The organism is Arthrobacter sp. P4_F10, from assembly GCF_056401435.1.
This window is the reverse complement of record NZ_JBFUJJ010000021.1, coordinates 41598-58922: the sequence shown is the minus strand read 5'-3', so window position 1 is coordinate 58922 and position 17325 is coordinate 41598. Positions and strand designations below refer to the sequence as shown.

General features: G+C 66.4%; 12 protein-coding genes. 6 read left to right on the top strand and 6 right to left on the bottom strand.

What is annotated here, in order from left to right; all coding sequences use genetic code 11:
- Positions 1-25: 25 nt before the first annotated feature.
- The 3 genes from sucB to AC1DR1_RS17410 all read right to left on the bottom strand — a co-directional run bounded on the left by sucB (position 26) and on the right by AC1DR1_RS17410 (position 5045).
- Positions 26-1750 (bottom strand): 2-oxoglutarate dehydrogenase, E2 component, dihydrolipoamide succinyltransferase, encoded by a 1725-nt coding sequence (sucB, locus tag AC1DR1_RS17420; protein ID WP_476992978.1) that lies wholly within the window; start codon positions 1748-1750, stop codon positions 26-28.
- Positions 1751-1865: 115 nt separating this feature from the next.
- On the bottom strand, positions 1866-3251 hold the full coding sequence (gene lpdA / locus AC1DR1_RS17415; protein ID WP_018772391.1) for a dihydrolipoyl dehydrogenase: 1386 nt from the start codon (positions 3249-3251) through the stop codon (positions 1866-1868).
- Positions 3252-3518: 267 nt separating this feature from the next.
- Positions 3519-5045 carry a leucyl aminopeptidase gene (locus tag AC1DR1_RS17410; RefSeq protein WP_229996051.1) on the bottom strand — a complete coding sequence of 509 codons (1527 nt, stop codon included), beginning with the start codon at positions 5043-5045 and terminating at the stop codon, positions 3519-3521.
- A 377-nt stretch (positions 5046-5422) separates the two neighbouring features.
- Between AC1DR1_RS17410 and AC1DR1_RS17405 the strand changes: the two genes are divergently transcribed.
- The 4 genes from AC1DR1_RS17405 (at position 5423) to AC1DR1_RS17390 (ending at position 11078) form a co-directional block, all read left to right on the top strand.
- The gene (locus tag AC1DR1_RS17405) at positions 5423-6361 is read left to right on the top strand and encodes a proteasome assembly chaperone family protein (protein ID WP_229996050.1); all 939 of its coding nucleotides are present in this window, start codon (positions 5423-5425) and stop codon (positions 6359-6361) included.
- A 34-nt stretch (positions 6362-6395) separates the two neighbouring features.
- Positions 6396-7727 (top strand): MFS transporter, encoded by a 1332-nt coding sequence (locus AC1DR1_RS17400; protein ID WP_229996049.1) that lies wholly within the window; start codon positions 6396-6398, stop codon positions 7725-7727.
- A gap of 146 nt (positions 7728-7873) precedes the next feature.
- A complete protein-coding gene (locus tag AC1DR1_RS17395; RefSeq protein ID WP_476992977.1) occupies positions 7874-9457 on the top strand; it encodes a DUF4192 family protein in 1584 nt (527 codons plus the stop codon).
- A gap of 283 nt (positions 9458-9740) precedes the next feature.
- Positions 9741-11078: an RNA polymerase sigma factor gene (locus AC1DR1_RS17390; protein ID WP_229993244.1), complete on the top strand. Its 1338-nt coding sequence runs from the start codon at positions 9741-9743 to the stop codon at positions 11076-11078.
- 272 nt (positions 11079-11350) lie between these two features.
- Here AC1DR1_RS17390 and AC1DR1_RS17385 read toward each other — a convergent pair whose 3' ends face one another.
- Positions 11351-11572 carry a DUF7455 domain-containing protein gene (locus AC1DR1_RS17385; protein WP_026266251.1) on the bottom strand — a complete coding sequence of 74 codons (222 nt, stop codon included), beginning with the start codon at positions 11570-11572 and terminating at the stop codon, positions 11351-11353.
- 251 nt (positions 11573-11823) lie between these two features.
- Here AC1DR1_RS17385 and AC1DR1_RS17380 point away from each other — a divergent pair, with 251 nt between their 5' ends.
- Positions 11824-13932 carry a DNA gyrase/topoisomerase IV subunit B gene (locus AC1DR1_RS17380; protein WP_229993245.1) on the top strand — a complete coding sequence of 703 codons (2109 nt, stop codon included), beginning with the start codon at positions 11824-11826 and terminating at the stop codon, positions 13930-13932.
- A gap of 171 nt (positions 13933-14103) precedes the next feature.
- On the top strand, positions 14104-15630 hold the full coding sequence (locus tag AC1DR1_RS17375; protein ID WP_229993246.1) for a M20/M25/M40 family metallo-hydrolase: 1527 nt from the start codon (positions 14104-14106) through the stop codon (positions 15628-15630).
- 117 nt (positions 15631-15747) lie between these two features.
- Here the strand turns inward: AC1DR1_RS17375 and AC1DR1_RS17370 are convergent, their stop codons facing one another.
- Both AC1DR1_RS17370 and AC1DR1_RS17365 read right to left on the bottom strand, forming a co-directional pair.
- Positions 15748-16737 carry a M56 family metallopeptidase gene (locus AC1DR1_RS17370; RefSeq protein ID WP_229993247.1) on the bottom strand — a complete coding sequence of 330 codons (990 nt, stop codon included), beginning with the start codon at positions 16735-16737 and terminating at the stop codon, positions 15748-15750.
- 6 nt (positions 16738-16743) lie between these two features.
- Entirely contained in the window at positions 16744-17130 is a 387-nt protein-coding gene (locus AC1DR1_RS17365; protein WP_229993248.1) for a BlaI/MecI/CopY family transcriptional regulator, read from the bottom strand.
- Positions 17131-17325 lie beyond the last annotated feature (195 nt).

The following is a 17325-nucleotide window of genomic DNA, read 5'->3' as shown; positions in this document are numbered from 1 at the left end:
GTCGCCGTCGGTGTGCTTTTAGACCCTAGAGCCCAAGGTCGGCTTCGAAGGCGCCTTCCTCAAGGCGTGCCTTCAGCGTCTGCAGGAAGCGTCCCGCGTCGGCGCCGTCCACCAGGCGGTGGTCGTACGTCAGGGAGAGGTACATCATCGAACGGATGGCCAGCGAGTCATCGCCGTTCTCGTCGGCGACCACTACGGCCCGCTTGACGATCGCACCGGTGCCAAGGATGGCAACCTGCGGCTGGTTGATGATCGGGGTGTCGAACAGTGCGCCCACGGAACCGATGTTGGTGATGCTGAAGGTTCCGCCGGAGAGCTCGTCCGGGCCGATCTTGCCGTTGCGGGTGCGGTCGGCGACGTCGGCGATCTTGCCGGCCAGGCCGGCCAGGTTCAGGCTGCCGGCGTCCGAGATGACCGGAACCAGCAGGCCCTTGTCGGTGTCCACCGCAATCGCCAGGTGCTCGGCGTTGTGGTAGGTGATCTCCTGCTTGTCCTCGTCGTAGGACGCGTTGACCTTCGGGTGCTGCTTCAGGGCCTCGGCAACGGCCTTGGCGATGAAGGGCAGGAAGGTCAGCTTGGAGCCGTTCTGGGCCTGGAAGGAGTTCTTGGCCTTGGCGCGCAGCTTGGCCACCTTGGTCATGTCGACCTCGTGGACCTGCGTCAGCTGGGTGGAGATGTCCAGCGACTCGCGCATGCGGCGGGCGATGACCTGGCGGATCCGCGGGGCCTTCTGCACGGTGCCGCGCAGCGAGGACGCGGAAGCTGAGGCTGACGCAGCTGCCGGCGCGGATGCCGGCGCCGCGGCGGGAGCGGCTGCGGCCGGCGCGGCCTTTGCCTCGGCAGCTGCCAGTACGTCCTGCTTGCGGATGCGGCCGCCGACGCCCGTGCCGGTGAGGGCAGCAATGTCGACACCCTGCTGGTTGGCGAGCTTGCGGACCAGGGGAGTGACGTAGCCGGACTCTGCCGGTGCGGCAGCTTCCGTCTTCGCTTCAGCGGCGGGGGCTGCCGGAGCAGCGGGGGCTTCCTGCTTGGGGGCTTCCGGGGCGGGGGCCGCGGGAGCTGCTGCCGGCGCGGGGGCTGCCGGAGCTTCCTGCTTGGGGGCTTCCGGGGCCGGTGCCTCGGCGGGCGCCGGTGCGGCGGGTGCTGCGGCGCCGGAGCCGATGACGGCCAGGACGGAGCCGACCTCGGCGGTCTCGTCCTCGTTGACGCGGATTTCCAGGAGGGTGCCGGCAACCGGGGACGGGATTTCGGTGTCAACCTTGTCGGTGGAAACCTCGAGCAGCGGCTCGTCGACCTCTACGGTATCGCCGACGCTCTTCAGCCAGCGGGTAACAGTGCCTTCGGTGACGCTTTCACCCAGGGCCGGCAGCGTGACGTCGTGTCCTTCACCCGCGGGAGCAGAAACCGGAGCTGCAGCCGGTTCCTCTGCGGCGGGGGCTGCGGGAGCCTCAGCCGCGGGGGCCTCTTCGGCGGGTGCGGCGGCCGGAGCCTCTGCGGCGGCCGGGGCGGCGTCGCCCGAGCCGATGCGGACCAGCGGGGCGCCAACTTCAGCGGTCTCGTCTTCGGCGACGAGGATTTCCTCGATCACGCCGGCGATCGGAGAGGGGATCTCGGTGTCTACTTTGTCGGTGGAGACTTCGAGCAGCGGCTCGTCCACCTCTACCCGGTCACCGACCTGCTTGAGCCAGCGGGTGACGGTTCCTTCGGTGACGCTCTCACCGAGGGCGGGCAAGTTAACGGATTCAGACATGTCGTCCCCGTTCTCCTTATTGATCTTTAGTGCGGATGATTGCTGCCTTGTTCGAGCTTAGTGCACCCGGCATTTCCGGCCGGGTGCACCAAGCTCTGTTGTCTTGCGGAGATGCTTAGCCGTGGAGGGGCTTGCCCGCCAGCGCCAGGTGCGCCTCGCCCAGGGATTCGTTCTGGGTGGGGTGGGCGTGGACCAGCTGGGCCACGTCCTCCGGGTAGGCTTCCCAGTTCACGATCAGCTGGGCTTCACCGATCTGCTCGCCCATGCGGGCGCCGATCATGTGGACGCCCACCACGGGGCCGTCCTTCTGGCGGACCAGCTTGACCAGGCCGCTGGTGCCCAGAATGGAGCTCTTGCCGTTGCCGGCCAGGTTGTATTCCTGGGTCTGGATCTGGTCCTCGCCGAACTTCTCCTTGGCGGCCTTCTCGCTGTAGCCGACGGTGGCGATTTCGGGTTCGGAGTAGGTGACCTTGGGGATGTTGACGTCCTCGACGATGACCGGCTTCAGGCCGGCGATCTCTTCGGCGACGAAGATGCCCTGCTGGTAGCCGCGGTGCGCGAGCTGCACGCCGGGGACGATGTCGCCGACGGCGAAGATGTTGCCGACGCCGGTGTGGAGGCGCTCGTTGGTGATGACGAAGCCGCGGTCGATGGTGATTCCGGCCTCTTCGTAGCCGAGGTTCGCCGTGACAGGGCCGCGGCCCACAGCTACGAGCAGGAGGTCGGCTTCGAAGGTCTTGCCGTCTACGAGGGTGACCTTGACGCCGTCGTCGTTCTGCTCGACCCCCTGGAAGAAGACACCGGTGGAGAACTTGATGCCGCGCTTCTTGAAGGCGCGCTCAAAAGCCTTGACGATCGTGGCGTCCTCATTCGGAACCAGCGACGGGAGGCCCTCGACGATCGTGACGTCGACGCCGAAGGACTTCCAGACAGAAGCGAACTCGACGCCGATCACGCCGCCGCCCAGGATGATCGCGCTCTTGGGGATGTAATCCATGGTGAGGGCTTCGTCGGAAGTGATGACCTTGCCGCCGATTTCCAGGCCCGGCAGCGTGCGGGAGTAGGAGCCGGTCGCGAGGACAATGTTCTTGCCCTTGTACGCGGTGCCGTTCACGACGACGGTGTCGGTGCCCTGAAGCTTGCCTTCACCCTCAATGACGGTGATGCCCTTCTTGCCCTTGATCAGACCCTGCAGGCCCTTGAACTTGCCGGCAATGATGCCGTCTTTGTACGCATTGACAGCGGTGATGTCGATGCTGTCAAGAGTCACGTTGACGCCGTACTTGGCCGAGTCGCGGGCGTGGTCGGCCAGCTCTGCCGAGTGCAGCAGGGCCTTGGTGGGGATACAGCCGTTGTGGAGGCACGTACCGCCGAGCTTGCCCTTTTCGATGAGGCCGACGGTGAGGCCGAGCTGGACAGCACGCAGCGCGGTGGCGTAGCCGCCGCTGCCGCCGCCGAGTACCAGGATGTCGAATTCTTGCGCAGTTGCCTGATCGGCCACTAAAACGCTCCCTCGCGTGAACGATGACACGAGAGTACGCATCATCTGGTCTTGGAACCTGCCTGCTGTGATTGTGCCAGCTGGCAGGTTCCCTTTCATTTGTGACTACTACATTGGGGTCTGCTTCTGGGAAACAAGGTTTACCTTAGCGAACCACTAATACATGCTCCACCTTGCCATGGCGTTTGTGGAGCGCTTGTGTCCAGTGTCACGCGGCTTTGTGGCCGGGGAAGCACCGCCGCCCCGGCCACAAAGCCGCAATGCCGACTAGACGGCCTTGGCGAGGATGTCCTCGACGTAGGCCACCAGGGTCCGGACGGTGCAGCCCGTGCCCTGCTTGTGGTTGTAGCCGTAGGGGCTGCCGCTGTTGAACGACGGGCCGGCGATGTCGATGTGTGCCCACGGGATCTGTTCGCCGTCCTTGCCCTTGCCCACGAATTCGCGCAGGAAGACGGCCGCGGTCATCATGCCGCCGTGGCGTTCGCCGATGTTGGCGATGTCCGCGACCTGCGAGTCCAGGCTGGCCCGGAGCTCTTCCGGCAACGGCATGGGCCAGACGAGCTCGCCCGCCCGGTCGGCGGCGGTCTTGATGGCGCCGGTGAGTGAGTCGGCGCCCATCACGCCGGCGGTGCGGTCGCCCAGGGCGATCAGCTGGGCGCCGGTGAGCGTTGCGACGTCGATGATGGCGTCCGGGAATTCCTGGCTGGCGGCGACGATGCCGTCGGCCATGACCAGGCGGCCCTCGGCGTCGGTGTTGAGAACCTCGACGGTCTTGCCGCCGAACATCGTCAGGACGTCGGCCGGGCGCTGGGCAGCGCCGGAGGGCATGTTTTCGGCGATGCAGAGCCACGCGGTCGCCTTGACGGGCAGCCCGAGGCCCGCCAGGGCCAGGACCGTGTTGAGGACGACGGCGGCGCCCGCCATGTCGGACTTCATGTCACCCATGCCCAGGGCCGGCTTGATGGAGATGCCGCCCGTGTCAAAGGTGATGCCCTTGCCCACGAGGGCGATCTTGGCCGTGGCCTTCGCCGGGGCGTACTCGACCTTTACCAGGCGCGGCTGCCGGGTGGAGCCCTTGCCGACCCCGAGGATGCCGCCGAAGCCCTCCTTCTCAAGGCGCTTCTCGTCCCAGACCGTCACCTTGACCGGCAGGCCCTTGGCCAGTTCCTTGGCGGCGTCGGCGAAGGACTCGGGGTAGAGGTGGCTCGGCGGCTGGTTCACCAGGGTGCGGGTCGCGTTCACGGCCGTGCCGATCAGGGACGCCCGGTGCAGGACCGGCTGGAGCGCCTTGTCGGTAGCGAAGTCGGTGCGGATGACGACGTTCTTCACCGGATCCTTGAGCCCGTCCTTGGAGGTCCGGAACTCGGTGTAGGAATACGCGCCCATCGCGGCGCCCTCGGCGACCGCCGCGACCTCGGCCAGGGTCGTCGTCGGAAGTGCCAGGGTGACGGTGGTGACGCCGGCCAGCTGGCGGACGGCCGAGCCGGCGGCGCGGCGCAGCGCCTCCTCGGAGACCGGCTGCTTCGCGGACAGTTTGCCGACGCCGGCAAGGAGCAGAACGGTGGCCCCGGCCTCGGGCAGGCCGGGCAGCCGGTGAGCCTGGTCCGCCGCGCCGGTGATGCCAAGAACGCTCAGTGATTCCGCCAGGGCCTCCGCGGCCTTGGCCGTCAGCGGATTGTCGAGCAAAACGGGGCCGTCGGGACCCTGTCCGACGCCGATGACGAGGGCATCGCTGGGGGACTTCTTCAAATCCCCTGCGACTGCACTAAGTTTGACTTCACTATTCTTGACCACGAGGACAGTCCTCAATTCTCTGTGATGGTTCTCGGTGATATTCGGCAGGAACTGCATGTTTGGCGCCCTGCCACGGATCCCAGGGGCGCCGTCGGTCTGGGGCGCAACCCGGTGTCTGCAAAACAAGCCCTAGGGCCATGTCCGATCGTAGTCTCTCGGCAGTGCGGAAATTCAATCGAATGAGAGCTGGAGCACACCCCAGGCAGGAATTAGCCCGGGCCCTGGGGCGTTGTATTGATAGCGGCGCTGCCGTGCGGTGAGTGCCTCATGGGACTGGCCGACAGGATCTGCCTGACTGGCGGGTTCTGCCTGGCACCGTCCGGACGACGGACCGCACCCCGCTTCTCCCACCGCCGCCATCGTGAAAGGAACACGCCGTGATTGAACGGATTTCCGGCTCTTTGCTGGATCCCCAGTCGCTCTACATCCGTGATGACGCGCTGTTCTCCAGCACCGAACTGCGCGGACTCAACCTCGTCATGGGGTTCACCGGCTTCGCCGACGCCGGCCACGTGGTCCGGCAGATCACCGCTGAACTGCTGGACACGCTCGACGCCCAGATGATCGCCGAGTTCGACGCCGACCAGCTGATCGATTACCGGTCCCGGCGCCCGCAGATCAGCTTTGTCGAGGACCACCTGCAGGACTACCAGGCGCCGAGCCTGGCGCTCTACCGGCTGGTCGACGGGCTGGGCAGCCCGTTCCTGCTCCTTGCCGGGTTCGAGCCGGACCTGCAATGGGAACGCTTCGCGCGCGCCGTCGTCGGCCTCGTCGAAGAGCTCGACGTTAACCTCGTCACCTGGATCCATTCGATCCCGATGCCGGTGCCCCACACCCGGCCGGTCGGTGTGACCGTGCACGGCAACCGGCCGGAGCTGATCGAGGGGATCTCGGTATGGAAGCCCACAGTGGAGGTCCCGGCTGCGGTGGGACACATCCTGGAGCTGCGGCTGACAGAAGCCGGCCGGAACATCGCCGGTTATGTGATCCATGTGCCGCACTACCTGGCCGAAGCCGAGTACCCCACGGCCGCCGTGGCCGGGCTGGAGTACCTGGGCGCGGCCACGTCCCTCATGCTGCCGACCGACCGTCTGCGCGAGGCGGGACGCGAGGTGGGCCGGCAGATCGCCGAGCAGATCGAGGCGTCCGAGGAGGTCCAGCAGGTGGTCTCGCGGCTGGAGACCCGGTACGACGAAAAGGCGGAGGGGACGGTCCGGAGGTCGCTGCTGGCCGATGAGAACGACCAAATCCCCAACGCCGATGCCCTTGGTGCTGCCGTCGAGGCGTATCTGGCCCGTAAAGAACCCGGCGAATAAATACTATTTATCATGAACCGGGCATAATGGGGGAGTGACCTCTCCCCGCGCCTGGCTGATCTGGATCATCGGGATCTTTGCCTATCTCGTGGCGGTCAGCCAGCGCACCTCTTTCGGGGTGGTCGGCCTGGAAGCAACGGAACGCTTCCACGCCAGCGCGGCCGAGATCTCCTTTTTCACCGTGCTCCAGCTGCTGGTCTATGCCGCGCTGCAGATTCCCGTAGGCATCCTCGTGGACCGCTTCGGCTCCCGCGCCATGCTGGCCGGCGGCGGTGTCCTGATGGGGCTCGGCCAGCTTCAGCTGGCGTTTGCCGACAACATCCCCGGCGGAGTTCTGGGACGCGTCCTGGTGGGCGCCGGTGACGCCATGACGTTTATCTCCGTGATCCGGCTTATCCCGCTCTGGTTCGCGCCGGGGCGTGTGCCGCTGCTGACCCAGCTGACCGGCATGTCCGGGCAGCTGGGCCAGCTCTTCAGCGTGGTGCCGTTCGCGATGATCCTGCACTCTGCGGGGTGGACTCCTGCTTTCCTGACACTCGCCGCGATGTCGGGCCTCGCCGTCGTGCTGGTCCTGCTCCTGCTTCAGGACCTACCGCCGGGGCACCCCGCTCCGACGCCATCCCAGGGGCTGCGCGCTACCGGGATTTCGCTGGCGCACGCCTGGCGGCAACCGGGGACGCGGCTGGGGCTGTGGAGCCACTTCACTGTCCAGTTCAGCGGCACGGTTTTTGCCATGACGTGGGGTTACCCCTTCCTGATTTCCGCCCAGGGGCTGGACCGCGGTACCGTCTCGGCCCTCATGGCGCTGTACGTGGCCGGTGCCATTGCCGCCGGACCGCTGATGGGAAGATTCGTTGCCCGCCATCCGCTCCGGCGCTCCACCATGGTGCTCCTGATTTCCGGTTGCACCGCCGCCGCCTGGGCAGCGGTTCTGCTTCTGCCGGGGCGCGCACCGCTCTGGCTCCTGGCTGCCCTCGTGGTGACCCTGGCCGTCGGCGGTCCCGGCTCCATGATTGGCTTCGACTTCGCCCGGACTTTCAATCCGGCCCACCGGCTGGGCACCGCCACCGGCATTGTCAACGTGGGCGGCTTCATTGCTGCGCTGGTGTCCATCTACCTGATTGGGCTGGTGCTCGACCTCCTGAACGCCAGCGGGTTCTCCCAAGGGAAGCTCTACGGCCTGGATCCGTTCCGCGTGGCCCTCAGCGTGCAGTTCCTGCTGCTTGCCGGGGGAGCGGGCGCCATCATCGCGACCCGGCGGAAGGTCCGGCGCCAGATGGCGGCCCAAGGGGTCATGGTTCCGCCGCTGCTCAAGACCATCGCCGAGCAGCGCAGGCTGGTCGCGGAGCGCCGCCGCACGCCCTGATCCGTTGTTGGGCCCTGGCTGCTGGCCGGCGCGGCCCGCACGTTTCCGCACTGGGTTGTCCACATAGCTGTTTATCCACCACGCGTTTATCCACATAGCGCTGTCTGGTACTGCCGCGAGGACGCGGCCGCCGCGAAGCTGGGCTTATGACAGCTCCCGATCACTTGAGAATCACCGGCCCCGAAGACATCCTGGGCTTCATCCCGCATTCCCTCGGCTACTGGCCGGAAAACAGCCTCGTGGCCATGACCCTGCAAGGCAAACGGCTCGGAGCCACCTTGCGGGTCGACCTCCCCGAGCCCGGAGGCGGCACCGGCCGCGGGGCCGGTGGGGGCCGGAGCGGCGGGGGAGGCGGTGGCTCCGCGGCTGGCGGGCGCGGGAGCGCCGTCCCCAAACGACGCTCCGGCTCGGGCCGGAGGGATATGTTGGCAGAATTCGCACGAAATGTCGTGGCCTACCTGCAGGCGGATGACGCAGCTGATGGTTCGCTGCTGGCCTTTTTCACTGACACCGATGCGAACACTCCCGGCAAAAGCAGTGCGTGGGCGGGCCTGCTCAAGGAACTCGAGCTAGCCCTCGAGGCAGCCGGCCTGCCTTTGCGGGACGCCTGGATTATCGGTGCTGAGTTCTGGCGCAACGCGTACTGCGATGATCCGGAGGGCTGCGGGACGCCCGGCCGGCCGGTCGAGCAGATCAAGAACAGCCGGCTCAACGCCGAGATGGTTTACCGCGGCAGCAGCGTCGGCGCCGTCCCCGGCGCGCAAGGGACTCACCCGGCGCCGCTGCCTGTGGACCCCGCGGTGCGCGCGGCCGAGTGCGGCTGGGCGGAACAATTCTCCCCGCGACGGCGGGACCGGACACAATTTGACCAGGTGCTCGATGTTTGGACGATGGCCATGCAGGCTGGCACTGTCCGCGAGAATCCCCCCGGCCCGGCGCAGAGCGCCCTGGCCCCTGGGGCCGCCATCCCCGACGCCGGGCCGCCCGACGCCGGGAATCACCCCGCCGGGAATCTTGATCCCACTAACTTCGATCCCAGGACCGCGGCTCAGCCACTTCAGCTCTCACCCGAACTGGCGGGCTACCTGCGGGCCAGCCTGTGCATTCCGTCATGGCGGGACGCCGTGCTCGTCATGGCGGCGGCCGGACGGTCCGCAGCCGAATGCGGCGCTGAGGACTTCGGCATGTTCGACGCGGAGGCCGGGTCCGACGCCTTCCCCCGATCCACGTTCGGCTCACGGCTCGGACCGACGCCTAGTCCTCTGTCAGGGCCCATGTCGGACCGCATGCCCGATCGCACTTCCGACCCCGCCTCCCGTTCCATGTCCGTTCCGGGGTCGCCGCTGCCGGAGGCGTCTGCCACCGGCGGGCCCGCTACTGGCACGGTTCCGGTTGCCGAAGCGGTCCCCGGTTACGGGGAAGTCCTGCTCGGACTGGCGCCATCAGTCCCGGATTGGACCCTGATGGTCGGGCTCGAGCGCGTCCTGGAGCGGCTCAGCGGTTTGGGTGACGGGGAGTCAACTGCAGCTGCCGTGACGGCACGGGGCTGGATCGAATGGTGCCGTGGCCGCGGCTCCTACGCCGACGCCTTGTACCGGCAGGCCCTGCAGGAGCACCCGGGATACAGGCTCGCGGAACTGCTGGCGGAGCTTGGCCGGCGCGGCGCCCTGTGCGGCTGGGCGGCCAGGCGCGAGGCCGCCTGGCAGAAGTTTGCGCCTGACGCGGCATGAGCAACTGACGCGGCCGGGAAGCCGCCGCAATATTGTGGACCCGGTGTCCCGAAGGCACTCAGCGTGAAAACCGTGAGACAATGGTTGCCGAGACCCGGTTGGGTCCGTGTATCAAGTGCCCTAAATGTTCCTTGGAAACAGGGAACATTTAGGCCATCCCAGCAGTTCTACTAAGTGGCTCTGCTGGTCGTGGTTTGCACCTGGTGTTGAACACGGACTTGACAGGGTCATAGTGGTGTTGCCCGTATGGTGATTCCGCAGACCGCAGCTAGAAAGGTTTTCAGTGACCCCGTCTTCCGCGAAGAAGGAACCCGCCGACCAGGCCGAATTGTCCCCTGAGGAGAAGAAGGCGGCGACCAACGCCAAGCGCGCCGCCACCCGTGCAGCCAACAAGGCTGTCAAGGACGCCGCTTCCGCAGAGGGTGGCGACACCGTTACCGGGGTCGCCAAGCCTGAGCCCAAGAAGCGCGGGCCCAAGCCCGGCGCTAAAGCCGCGGCAGAAGCCGCCGGCAACTCAGCCAGTGCGTCCGACGACGACGTCGACGCCGAAGAGGATCTCGACGACATCACGCCCGACGCCGCCGAGCTCGGCGAAGAAGTAGAAGGCGAAGAAGTCGCCGGCAAGGCCGCGGCCGCCACCGGCTCCGGCTTCGTGTACTCCGACGCCGACGACGATGACGCCCCCGTGCAGCAGGTCATGTCGGCCGGCGCCACCGCCGACCCCGTCAAGGACTACCTGAAGCAGATCGGCAAGGTCGCCCTGCTGAACGCCGAGCAGGAAGTGGACCTGGCCCTGCGGATCGAGGCCGGACTCTTCGCCGAGGAGAAGATCGCCGCCGACGACGGCACCATGGATCCGAAGCTCAAGCGTGAGCTTGAGTTCGTCATCCACGACGGCAAGCGTGCCAAGAACCACCTGCTTGAGGCCAACCTCCGGCTCGTCGTCTCCCTGGCCAAGCGTTACACCGGCCGCGGCATGCTGTTCCTGGACCTGATCCAGGAAGGCAACCTGGGCCTGATCCGTGCGGTCGAGAAGTTCGACTACACCAAGGGCTTCAAGTTCTCCACGTACGCCACCTGGTGGATCCGCCAGGCCATCACCCGCGCCATGGCCGACCAGGCCCGCACCATCCGCATCCCGGTGCACATGGTGGAAGTCATCAACAAGCTGGCCCGCGTACAGCGGCAGATGCTGCAGGACCTCGGCCGCGAACCCACACCGGAGGAGCTGGCCCTCGAGCTGGACATGACTCCGGAAAAGGTCGTGGAGGTCCAGAAGTACGGCCGCGAGCCCATCTCGCTGCACACCCCCCTGGGCGAGGACGGCGACTCCGAGTTCGGCGACCTCATCGAGGATTCCGAAGCCGTGGTTCCCGCGGATGCCGTGAGCTTTACCCTGCTGCAGGAACAGCTGCACTCGGTGCTGGACACGTTGTCCGAGCGTGAAGCCGGTGTGGTCGCGATGCGCTTCGGCCTCACCGACGGTCAGCCGAAGACTTTAGACGAAATCGGCAAGGTCTACGGCGTGACGCGCGAGCGCATCCGCCAGATCGAATCCAAGACCATGTCCAAGCTGCGGCACCCGTCGCGCTCACAGGTCCTGCGCGACTACCTGGACTAAGCGCCCACTGGCCACAGGCCAGGCGAAGTTCACACCAACGCGGGGTCACATCCCGCCCGTCCTCATCGGAGGAACGGGCCGGACGTGGCCCCGCGTTGCTGTTGATGCAGCCAAGTAGGTCGCTGTTGATGCCGCCACGTTGCTTGGTGAGCGTAGCCCACGGGAAAACGTCACTTAACGAATCAGGGCCCCTCCGGTATGGAGGGGCCCTGATTCAGTGTCTCAGGTCGCCCGGAACCCTGTGGGGCGCCGAAACGAAACCGGTGTGCGGTCTAGTCGACCGGAACCGGGGCCTTCTGGTGAAGGCGGTCAGTCTCGTCATGCCAGTCTGAGCTGAGCGGCTTGAGTGTCGGCTCTACGGCGCGTGCGTGGTGGCCGCAGAAAAGAAGCTCACCGCCGGAGGCACCGAGAACAACTCGGACATATGCCTGTGCTCCGCAACGATCGCACCGGTCTGCGGCGGTCAGTGTGCGGTCCGCAACTGCTGTTGTCATGTTCGGCCTCCTTAGTAGATCGGTATACCTATATAACCAGCATTCGTGGCCAAACCATGGCACGGATGGCCTTCTTTCGCTGTCCGCGTATCACGTCTCAGTAACGGCGAGTGGGCGGAGAGCGCCTGCGGGGAGTGGCAAACCGTCGATGACCCGGAGTCCGACTAATCTAGGAAGAGCGTCAAATTCTGTGACTGCCCACCTTTGCACGCTGCAGGGGCGGTCCCGATCCTGTAAGGAGTTCACGACCCGTGGCACCCAGTTCTGATTACACCGCCCGGCACCTCTCCGTGCTGGAGGGCCTCGAGGCCGTCCGTAAGCGCCCGGGTATGTACATCGGCTCCACGGACTCCCGCGGACTCATGCACTGCCTCTGGGAAATCATCGACAACTCCGTCGACGAGGCCTTGGCCGGCTTCGGCCACGACATCAAGATCATCCTCCATGCGGATAACTCGGTGGAGATCCACGACGACGGCCGTGGCGTTCCGGTGGACGTCGAACCGAAAACCGGGCTGACCGGCGTCGAGGTGGTATTCACCAAACTGCACGCCGGCGGAAAGTTTGGCGGCGGCTCCTACACCGCTTCCGGCGGTCTGCACGGCGTTGGCGCTTCCGTGGTCAACGCGCTCTCGGCCCGCCTCGACGTCGAAGTGGACCGCGGCGGCAAGACGTACAAGATGTCCTTCCGCCGCGGGGAGCCTGGCCGGTTCAAGGATCCGGGCACGAAGCCGGACCCCGCGACCCTCTTCGAACCCTTCATTGACGGCTCCGTGCTGGATGTCGTGGGGAAGGCCAAGCGCGGTGTGACCGGAACCCGGATCCGCTACTGGGCGGACCGCCAGATCTTCACGCCCGACGCCAAATTCTCCTACGATGACCTCGCCGCACGTGCCCGCCAGACCTCGTTCCTGGTCCCCGGACTGAAGCTCACGGTCCGGGATGAACGCCGGGTTGCCGGCACGCCCGGCGAATCCGGCCCGCACGAGGAGGTCTTCCACCACGACGGCGGCATCTCCGAGTTTGTCGACTTCCTCGCCGCCGACCCGGCCGTCACGGACATCTGGCGCCTCCACGGTGCCGGGAAATTCAAGGAAACCGTCCCCGTCCTCGACGAAAAGGGCCACAGCCAGCTCGCGGAGGTCGAACGCGACTGCGAGGTCGACGTCGCGCTGCGCTGGGGCATCGGCTACGACAGCACGGTCCGCACCTTCGTCAACATCATTTCCACGCCGAAGGGCGGTACCCACCAGTCCGGCTTCGAGCAGGCCCTGCTCAAGACGTTCCGCAAGGCCGTGGAGACCAATGCCCGCAAGCTCAAGGCCGGCAACGACAAGATCGAAAAAGACGACATCTTCGCCGGCCTGACCGCAGTCCTGACCGTCCGGCTGGCCGAACCTCAGTTCGAGGGCCAGACCAAGGAAATCCTGGGCACGTCCGCCGTGCGGGCCATCGTGGCCAAGGTGGTGGAACAGGAGATCAGCGCCAAGCTGACGTCCGCGAACCGCAACGACAAGGCCCAGTCCGCGCTGCTGCTGGAAAAGATCGTCAGCGAGATGAAGTCCCGCATCTCCGCGCGGGTCCACAAGGAAACCCAGCGCCGGAAGAATGCACTGGAAACCTCATCCATGCCCACCAAGCTCGCCGACTGCCGCACGGACGACGTCGGACGCTCCGAACTGTTCATCGTCGAAGGTGACTCCGCACTCGGCACCGCCAAGCTGGCGAGGTCCTCCGACTTCCAGGCGCTCCTGCCGATCCGCGGCAAAATCCTCAACGTCCAGAAGGCCTCTGTGGGGGACATGCTCTCCAATGCAGAGTGCGCGGCCCTGATCCAGGTGGTGGGAGCCGGCTCGGGCCGGACGTTCGACATCAGCGCCGCCCGGTACGGCAAGGTGATCCTGATGACCGACGCCGACGTCGACGGCGCCCACATCCGGACCCTGCTCCTGACGCTCTTCTTCCGCTACATGCGCCCGATGATCGACGAGGGCCGAGTCTTCGCCGCCGTCCCGCCGCTGCACCGGGTGGAGGTGGTCAACGCCGGCCAGAAGGCCAACGAGATGATCTACACCTACTCCGAGGCCGAGCTCCATGTCCTGCTGGCGCGGCTCGCAAAAGAGGGCAAGCGCTACAAGGAGCCGATCCAGCGCTACAAGGGTCTGGGTGAGATGGACGCCGAGCAGCTGGCCGAAACCACCATGGACCCCCGTCACCGGACTCTCCGCAAGGTCGGGATCGAGAACGCCAAGCAGGCCGAAGAGACGTTCGACCTCCTTATGGGCTCGGACGTGGCGCCCCGCAAGGACTTCATCATTGCAGGCGCCGCAAACCTGGACCGGGAGCGCATCGACGCCTGATGTCCCGCCGGCGGGTACGGGCCGTGCGACAGAGATCCCTCCCGTCGCGGCTGCCCCGCCGGCACCTGGCTCGCCCAACCTTTGCCCAAGGTGCTTCCGATAGCTTCATCTCACCGATGCGGGCAAAGGACGCCCGGATTCGGATTCCGCAGCCGAATCCAGGAGACCCCTATGAAGCAACGCCGGAATATCCGCCGCGCGGCCATCGCCGCCTCGATCGGATTGGCGGCCAGCCTTGCGCCGCCCGCACTCGCTGACAACGGAACAAACACGGCATCCCTGCGTGCGGCCGTGTCGGCGAAGAACATCATGAAGCATCTCGCATCGCTCCAGGCGGTCGCGGACGCCAACGGCGGCACCCGCGCTGCCAGCACTCCCGGCTATGAAGCCTCCGCCCGGTACATCGAGCGGAAGTTGCGGGCCGCCGGCTACACCCCGGTCCGCCAAACATTCCCCTACGACCGCTATGACACGGTCTCGGCCTCCATGGAGCGGCTATCGCCATCCCCAAGAAGCTACACCTATGACGCCCCGGACGGCTTCCTCGATATGGTCTACTCCGGTTCCGGCGACGTCACTGCCCCGCTGGCCGCCGTCGACATCAACCTGGCCGGTGACCGGGCCTCCACCAGCGGCTGCGAGGCAGCTGACTTCGGCGCGTTCACACCGGGCAGCATCGCCCTGATCCAGCGCGGCACGTGCACCTTCCGGATCAAAGCGGACAACGCCGCCGCGGCCGGAGCAGCCGGCGTCATCATCTTCAACCAGGGCAATGACGACCCGGGCGACGAGCGCTTTGCCTTGTTCGGCGGCACGCTGGACGCGCCTCAGGCCAGTCTCCCTGTGGTCAGCACCAGCTTCGCGACCGGCGCCGAACTCGCCGGGCTGACAGGCGTCAGCATGCACCTCTCCGTGAACGCCACCGTCACCGCACTGACGTCCTTCAACATCCTGGCCGACACCGGCGGACGTGCGGACCGCACCGTCCTGGTGGGGGCGCATCTCGATTCCGTGCCTGAGGGGCCCGGCATCAACGACAACGGCACCGGGACCGCCTCCATCCTGGAGACGGCGATCCAGTTGAAGGCGTCCCGCCAGACCCCGGTCAACAGGGTCCGCTTCGCCTTCTGGGGAGGAGAGGAGCCCGGACTCATCGGCTCGGACTACTACGCTTCCCAGCTGACGGCGAGCCAGATAAAGACTCACGCGGTCAACCTCAACTTCGATATGGTCGGCTCGCCGAACTTTGTCCGGTACGTCTACGACGGCGACGGTTCCTCCTTCGGCACGAAGGGCCCCAACGGCTCCGGGCTCGTCGAGAAGGTCTTCGTGGACTACTTCAAGTCCCAGAACCTGCCCACCGCGCCGACGGAGTTTGACGGGCGCTCGGACTACTCCGGGTTCATCAACAACGGGATTCCTGCGGGCGGCCTGTTCACGGGCGCGGAAGGCATCAAGACCGTGGAGGAGGCGGCGGTGTTCGGCGGGACAGCGAATGTTGCGCATGACTCCTGCTACCACCAGGCCTGCGACACGATCGGCAACGTCAACACCACCGTGCTGGAGCAAATGGCCGACGCGATCGCCCACTCCACACTGACCTTCGCCATGACCACCTCGGCGGTCAATGGATCCGCCAAGGGCAACGGCTCCGGGAACGTCGACCTCCAGTTCAAGGCCAGCAAGCTGCTGAAATAACAGCGCAGGCCGCCAAGCCGGGCCGCTTCGCCGGCCGCTAAGCCGGGCCGCTTCGCCGTTCTTCTGGCGGGGCGGCCCGGCGTTTGAGCGCGATGATCAGATTGGCTGGGGCCGGCCCTAGCCGAGCAGGCCGGGGACCAGCAGCAGGGCCGTCGGCACGGCCAGCAGCAGCACACAGCAGGCCAGGACGACGGCGCGCAGCGGTTCCGACAGCGGCGGCCGGGGCGAGAGCAGGCGGCTGACCCGGGACGCCGTCGTACCGGCCGAGCCAGTGCCTCCAGTGGCGCCGGGCTGGCTGGAGTCGACGTCGGACAGGCCGGGCTCGCCGAACGCCAAGCGTGCCGCGGGGGTGGCCGGTGAACCGCTGGCCACAATGGCAATCGCCTTGATGAGGGTCGCCTTGCTCTCTGTCTTGAGCGCGACGTCGTCGGCCAGCATTTCGATCAGGGAGTTGACCGATTCCTGCGCCAGCCGGGTGGTGGGGAGCCATGGCAGGGCCTGGCGCCACGCGGCGAAGGCCCACAGCAGGAGGTGGTGGCGCTGGCTCAGGTGCGCGTTCTCGTGAATCAGCACGGCACGCAGCTCATCGGGCTCCAGGGCGGCCATGAGCCCGTCGGAGAGAACAGTCACGGACCGTGCGCCGCCGGGCAGGCAGTACGCCACGGGGGAGTCCACGTTCAGGACCATGGTCCCCGGGCCGTCAGAGGACGGTGAGGCCAGAAGGTCCAGCAGTTCGCGGTGGCGCCGGCGCTGTCGCTGGATCTTGTAGTAGGTCAGCAGCAGGGTGAAAACAAGGTGCGCCGTCAGTAGGGCCGCGGCCGAGAGCGCAAAAATGTGCCAGAAGCCCAGATCGGTAGTGGGGGCATTGTTGAAGACCATCCCCGCCAGGGCCCGCAGGCCGGAGAGCAGGCTATCCCCGATCGGCTCGAGCCCGTAGACCAGCATGGCACCGATCATGGACAGGCCACCGGCCAGGGCGATCGCCTGCCACAGCAGCATCGCCGTGAAAGGGGAGCGGGCCGGCCACTGGGCACGGGAGAGGAGGATAGGCACCGGCCACGCCAATGCTATCGCCAGGACCGCCAGAAAATATGAGGTCCAGAACATCGGGCGCTAGTTGCGGCCCAATAGCTTGCGCAGGGTTTCTGCTTCGTTGTCCGTGACGGAACCAATGAACCGGGCAAGGACGGCCTCGCGGTCCGGGGCCGAGCCGAGGACCTCGTGCATGAGCTCCGCGGTGTGGTCCGCGCGGCTCGAGACAGCCTGGTAGCGGTGCGGGCGGGTGCCGCGTTCGCGTTCAACAAGGCCCTTGCGCTCGAGGCGGGAGAGCACGGTCAGCACCGTGGTGACCGCGAGGTCCTTGCCCACGTGTCCGGCCGTGCCGTCCTGGGGGTGAGTGCTCTGCGCGAGGAGGTCCCGCAACGTGTTGGCCGTCGCAGCTTCTTGGCCTGCCCAGAGCAGGTCCATCACTGCCCGTTCCAGTTCACCGAGACTTGCCATTGCGTACATCCTTCTATGACTGCAGCACCGGCGTCGTGCTGGGAAAATGCTGGTGCCTGCCGGTGCGCTATATGTGAATACTTCAGTTACAAATTTAGCGTGTTTTGCGCATTCTTTCTACATGAAGTAGAACACGGCCGTTCGGCGTGTCGGACGGCCGGTCTGGAGCGCCGGGACGGCGCCAGTCCGACCATT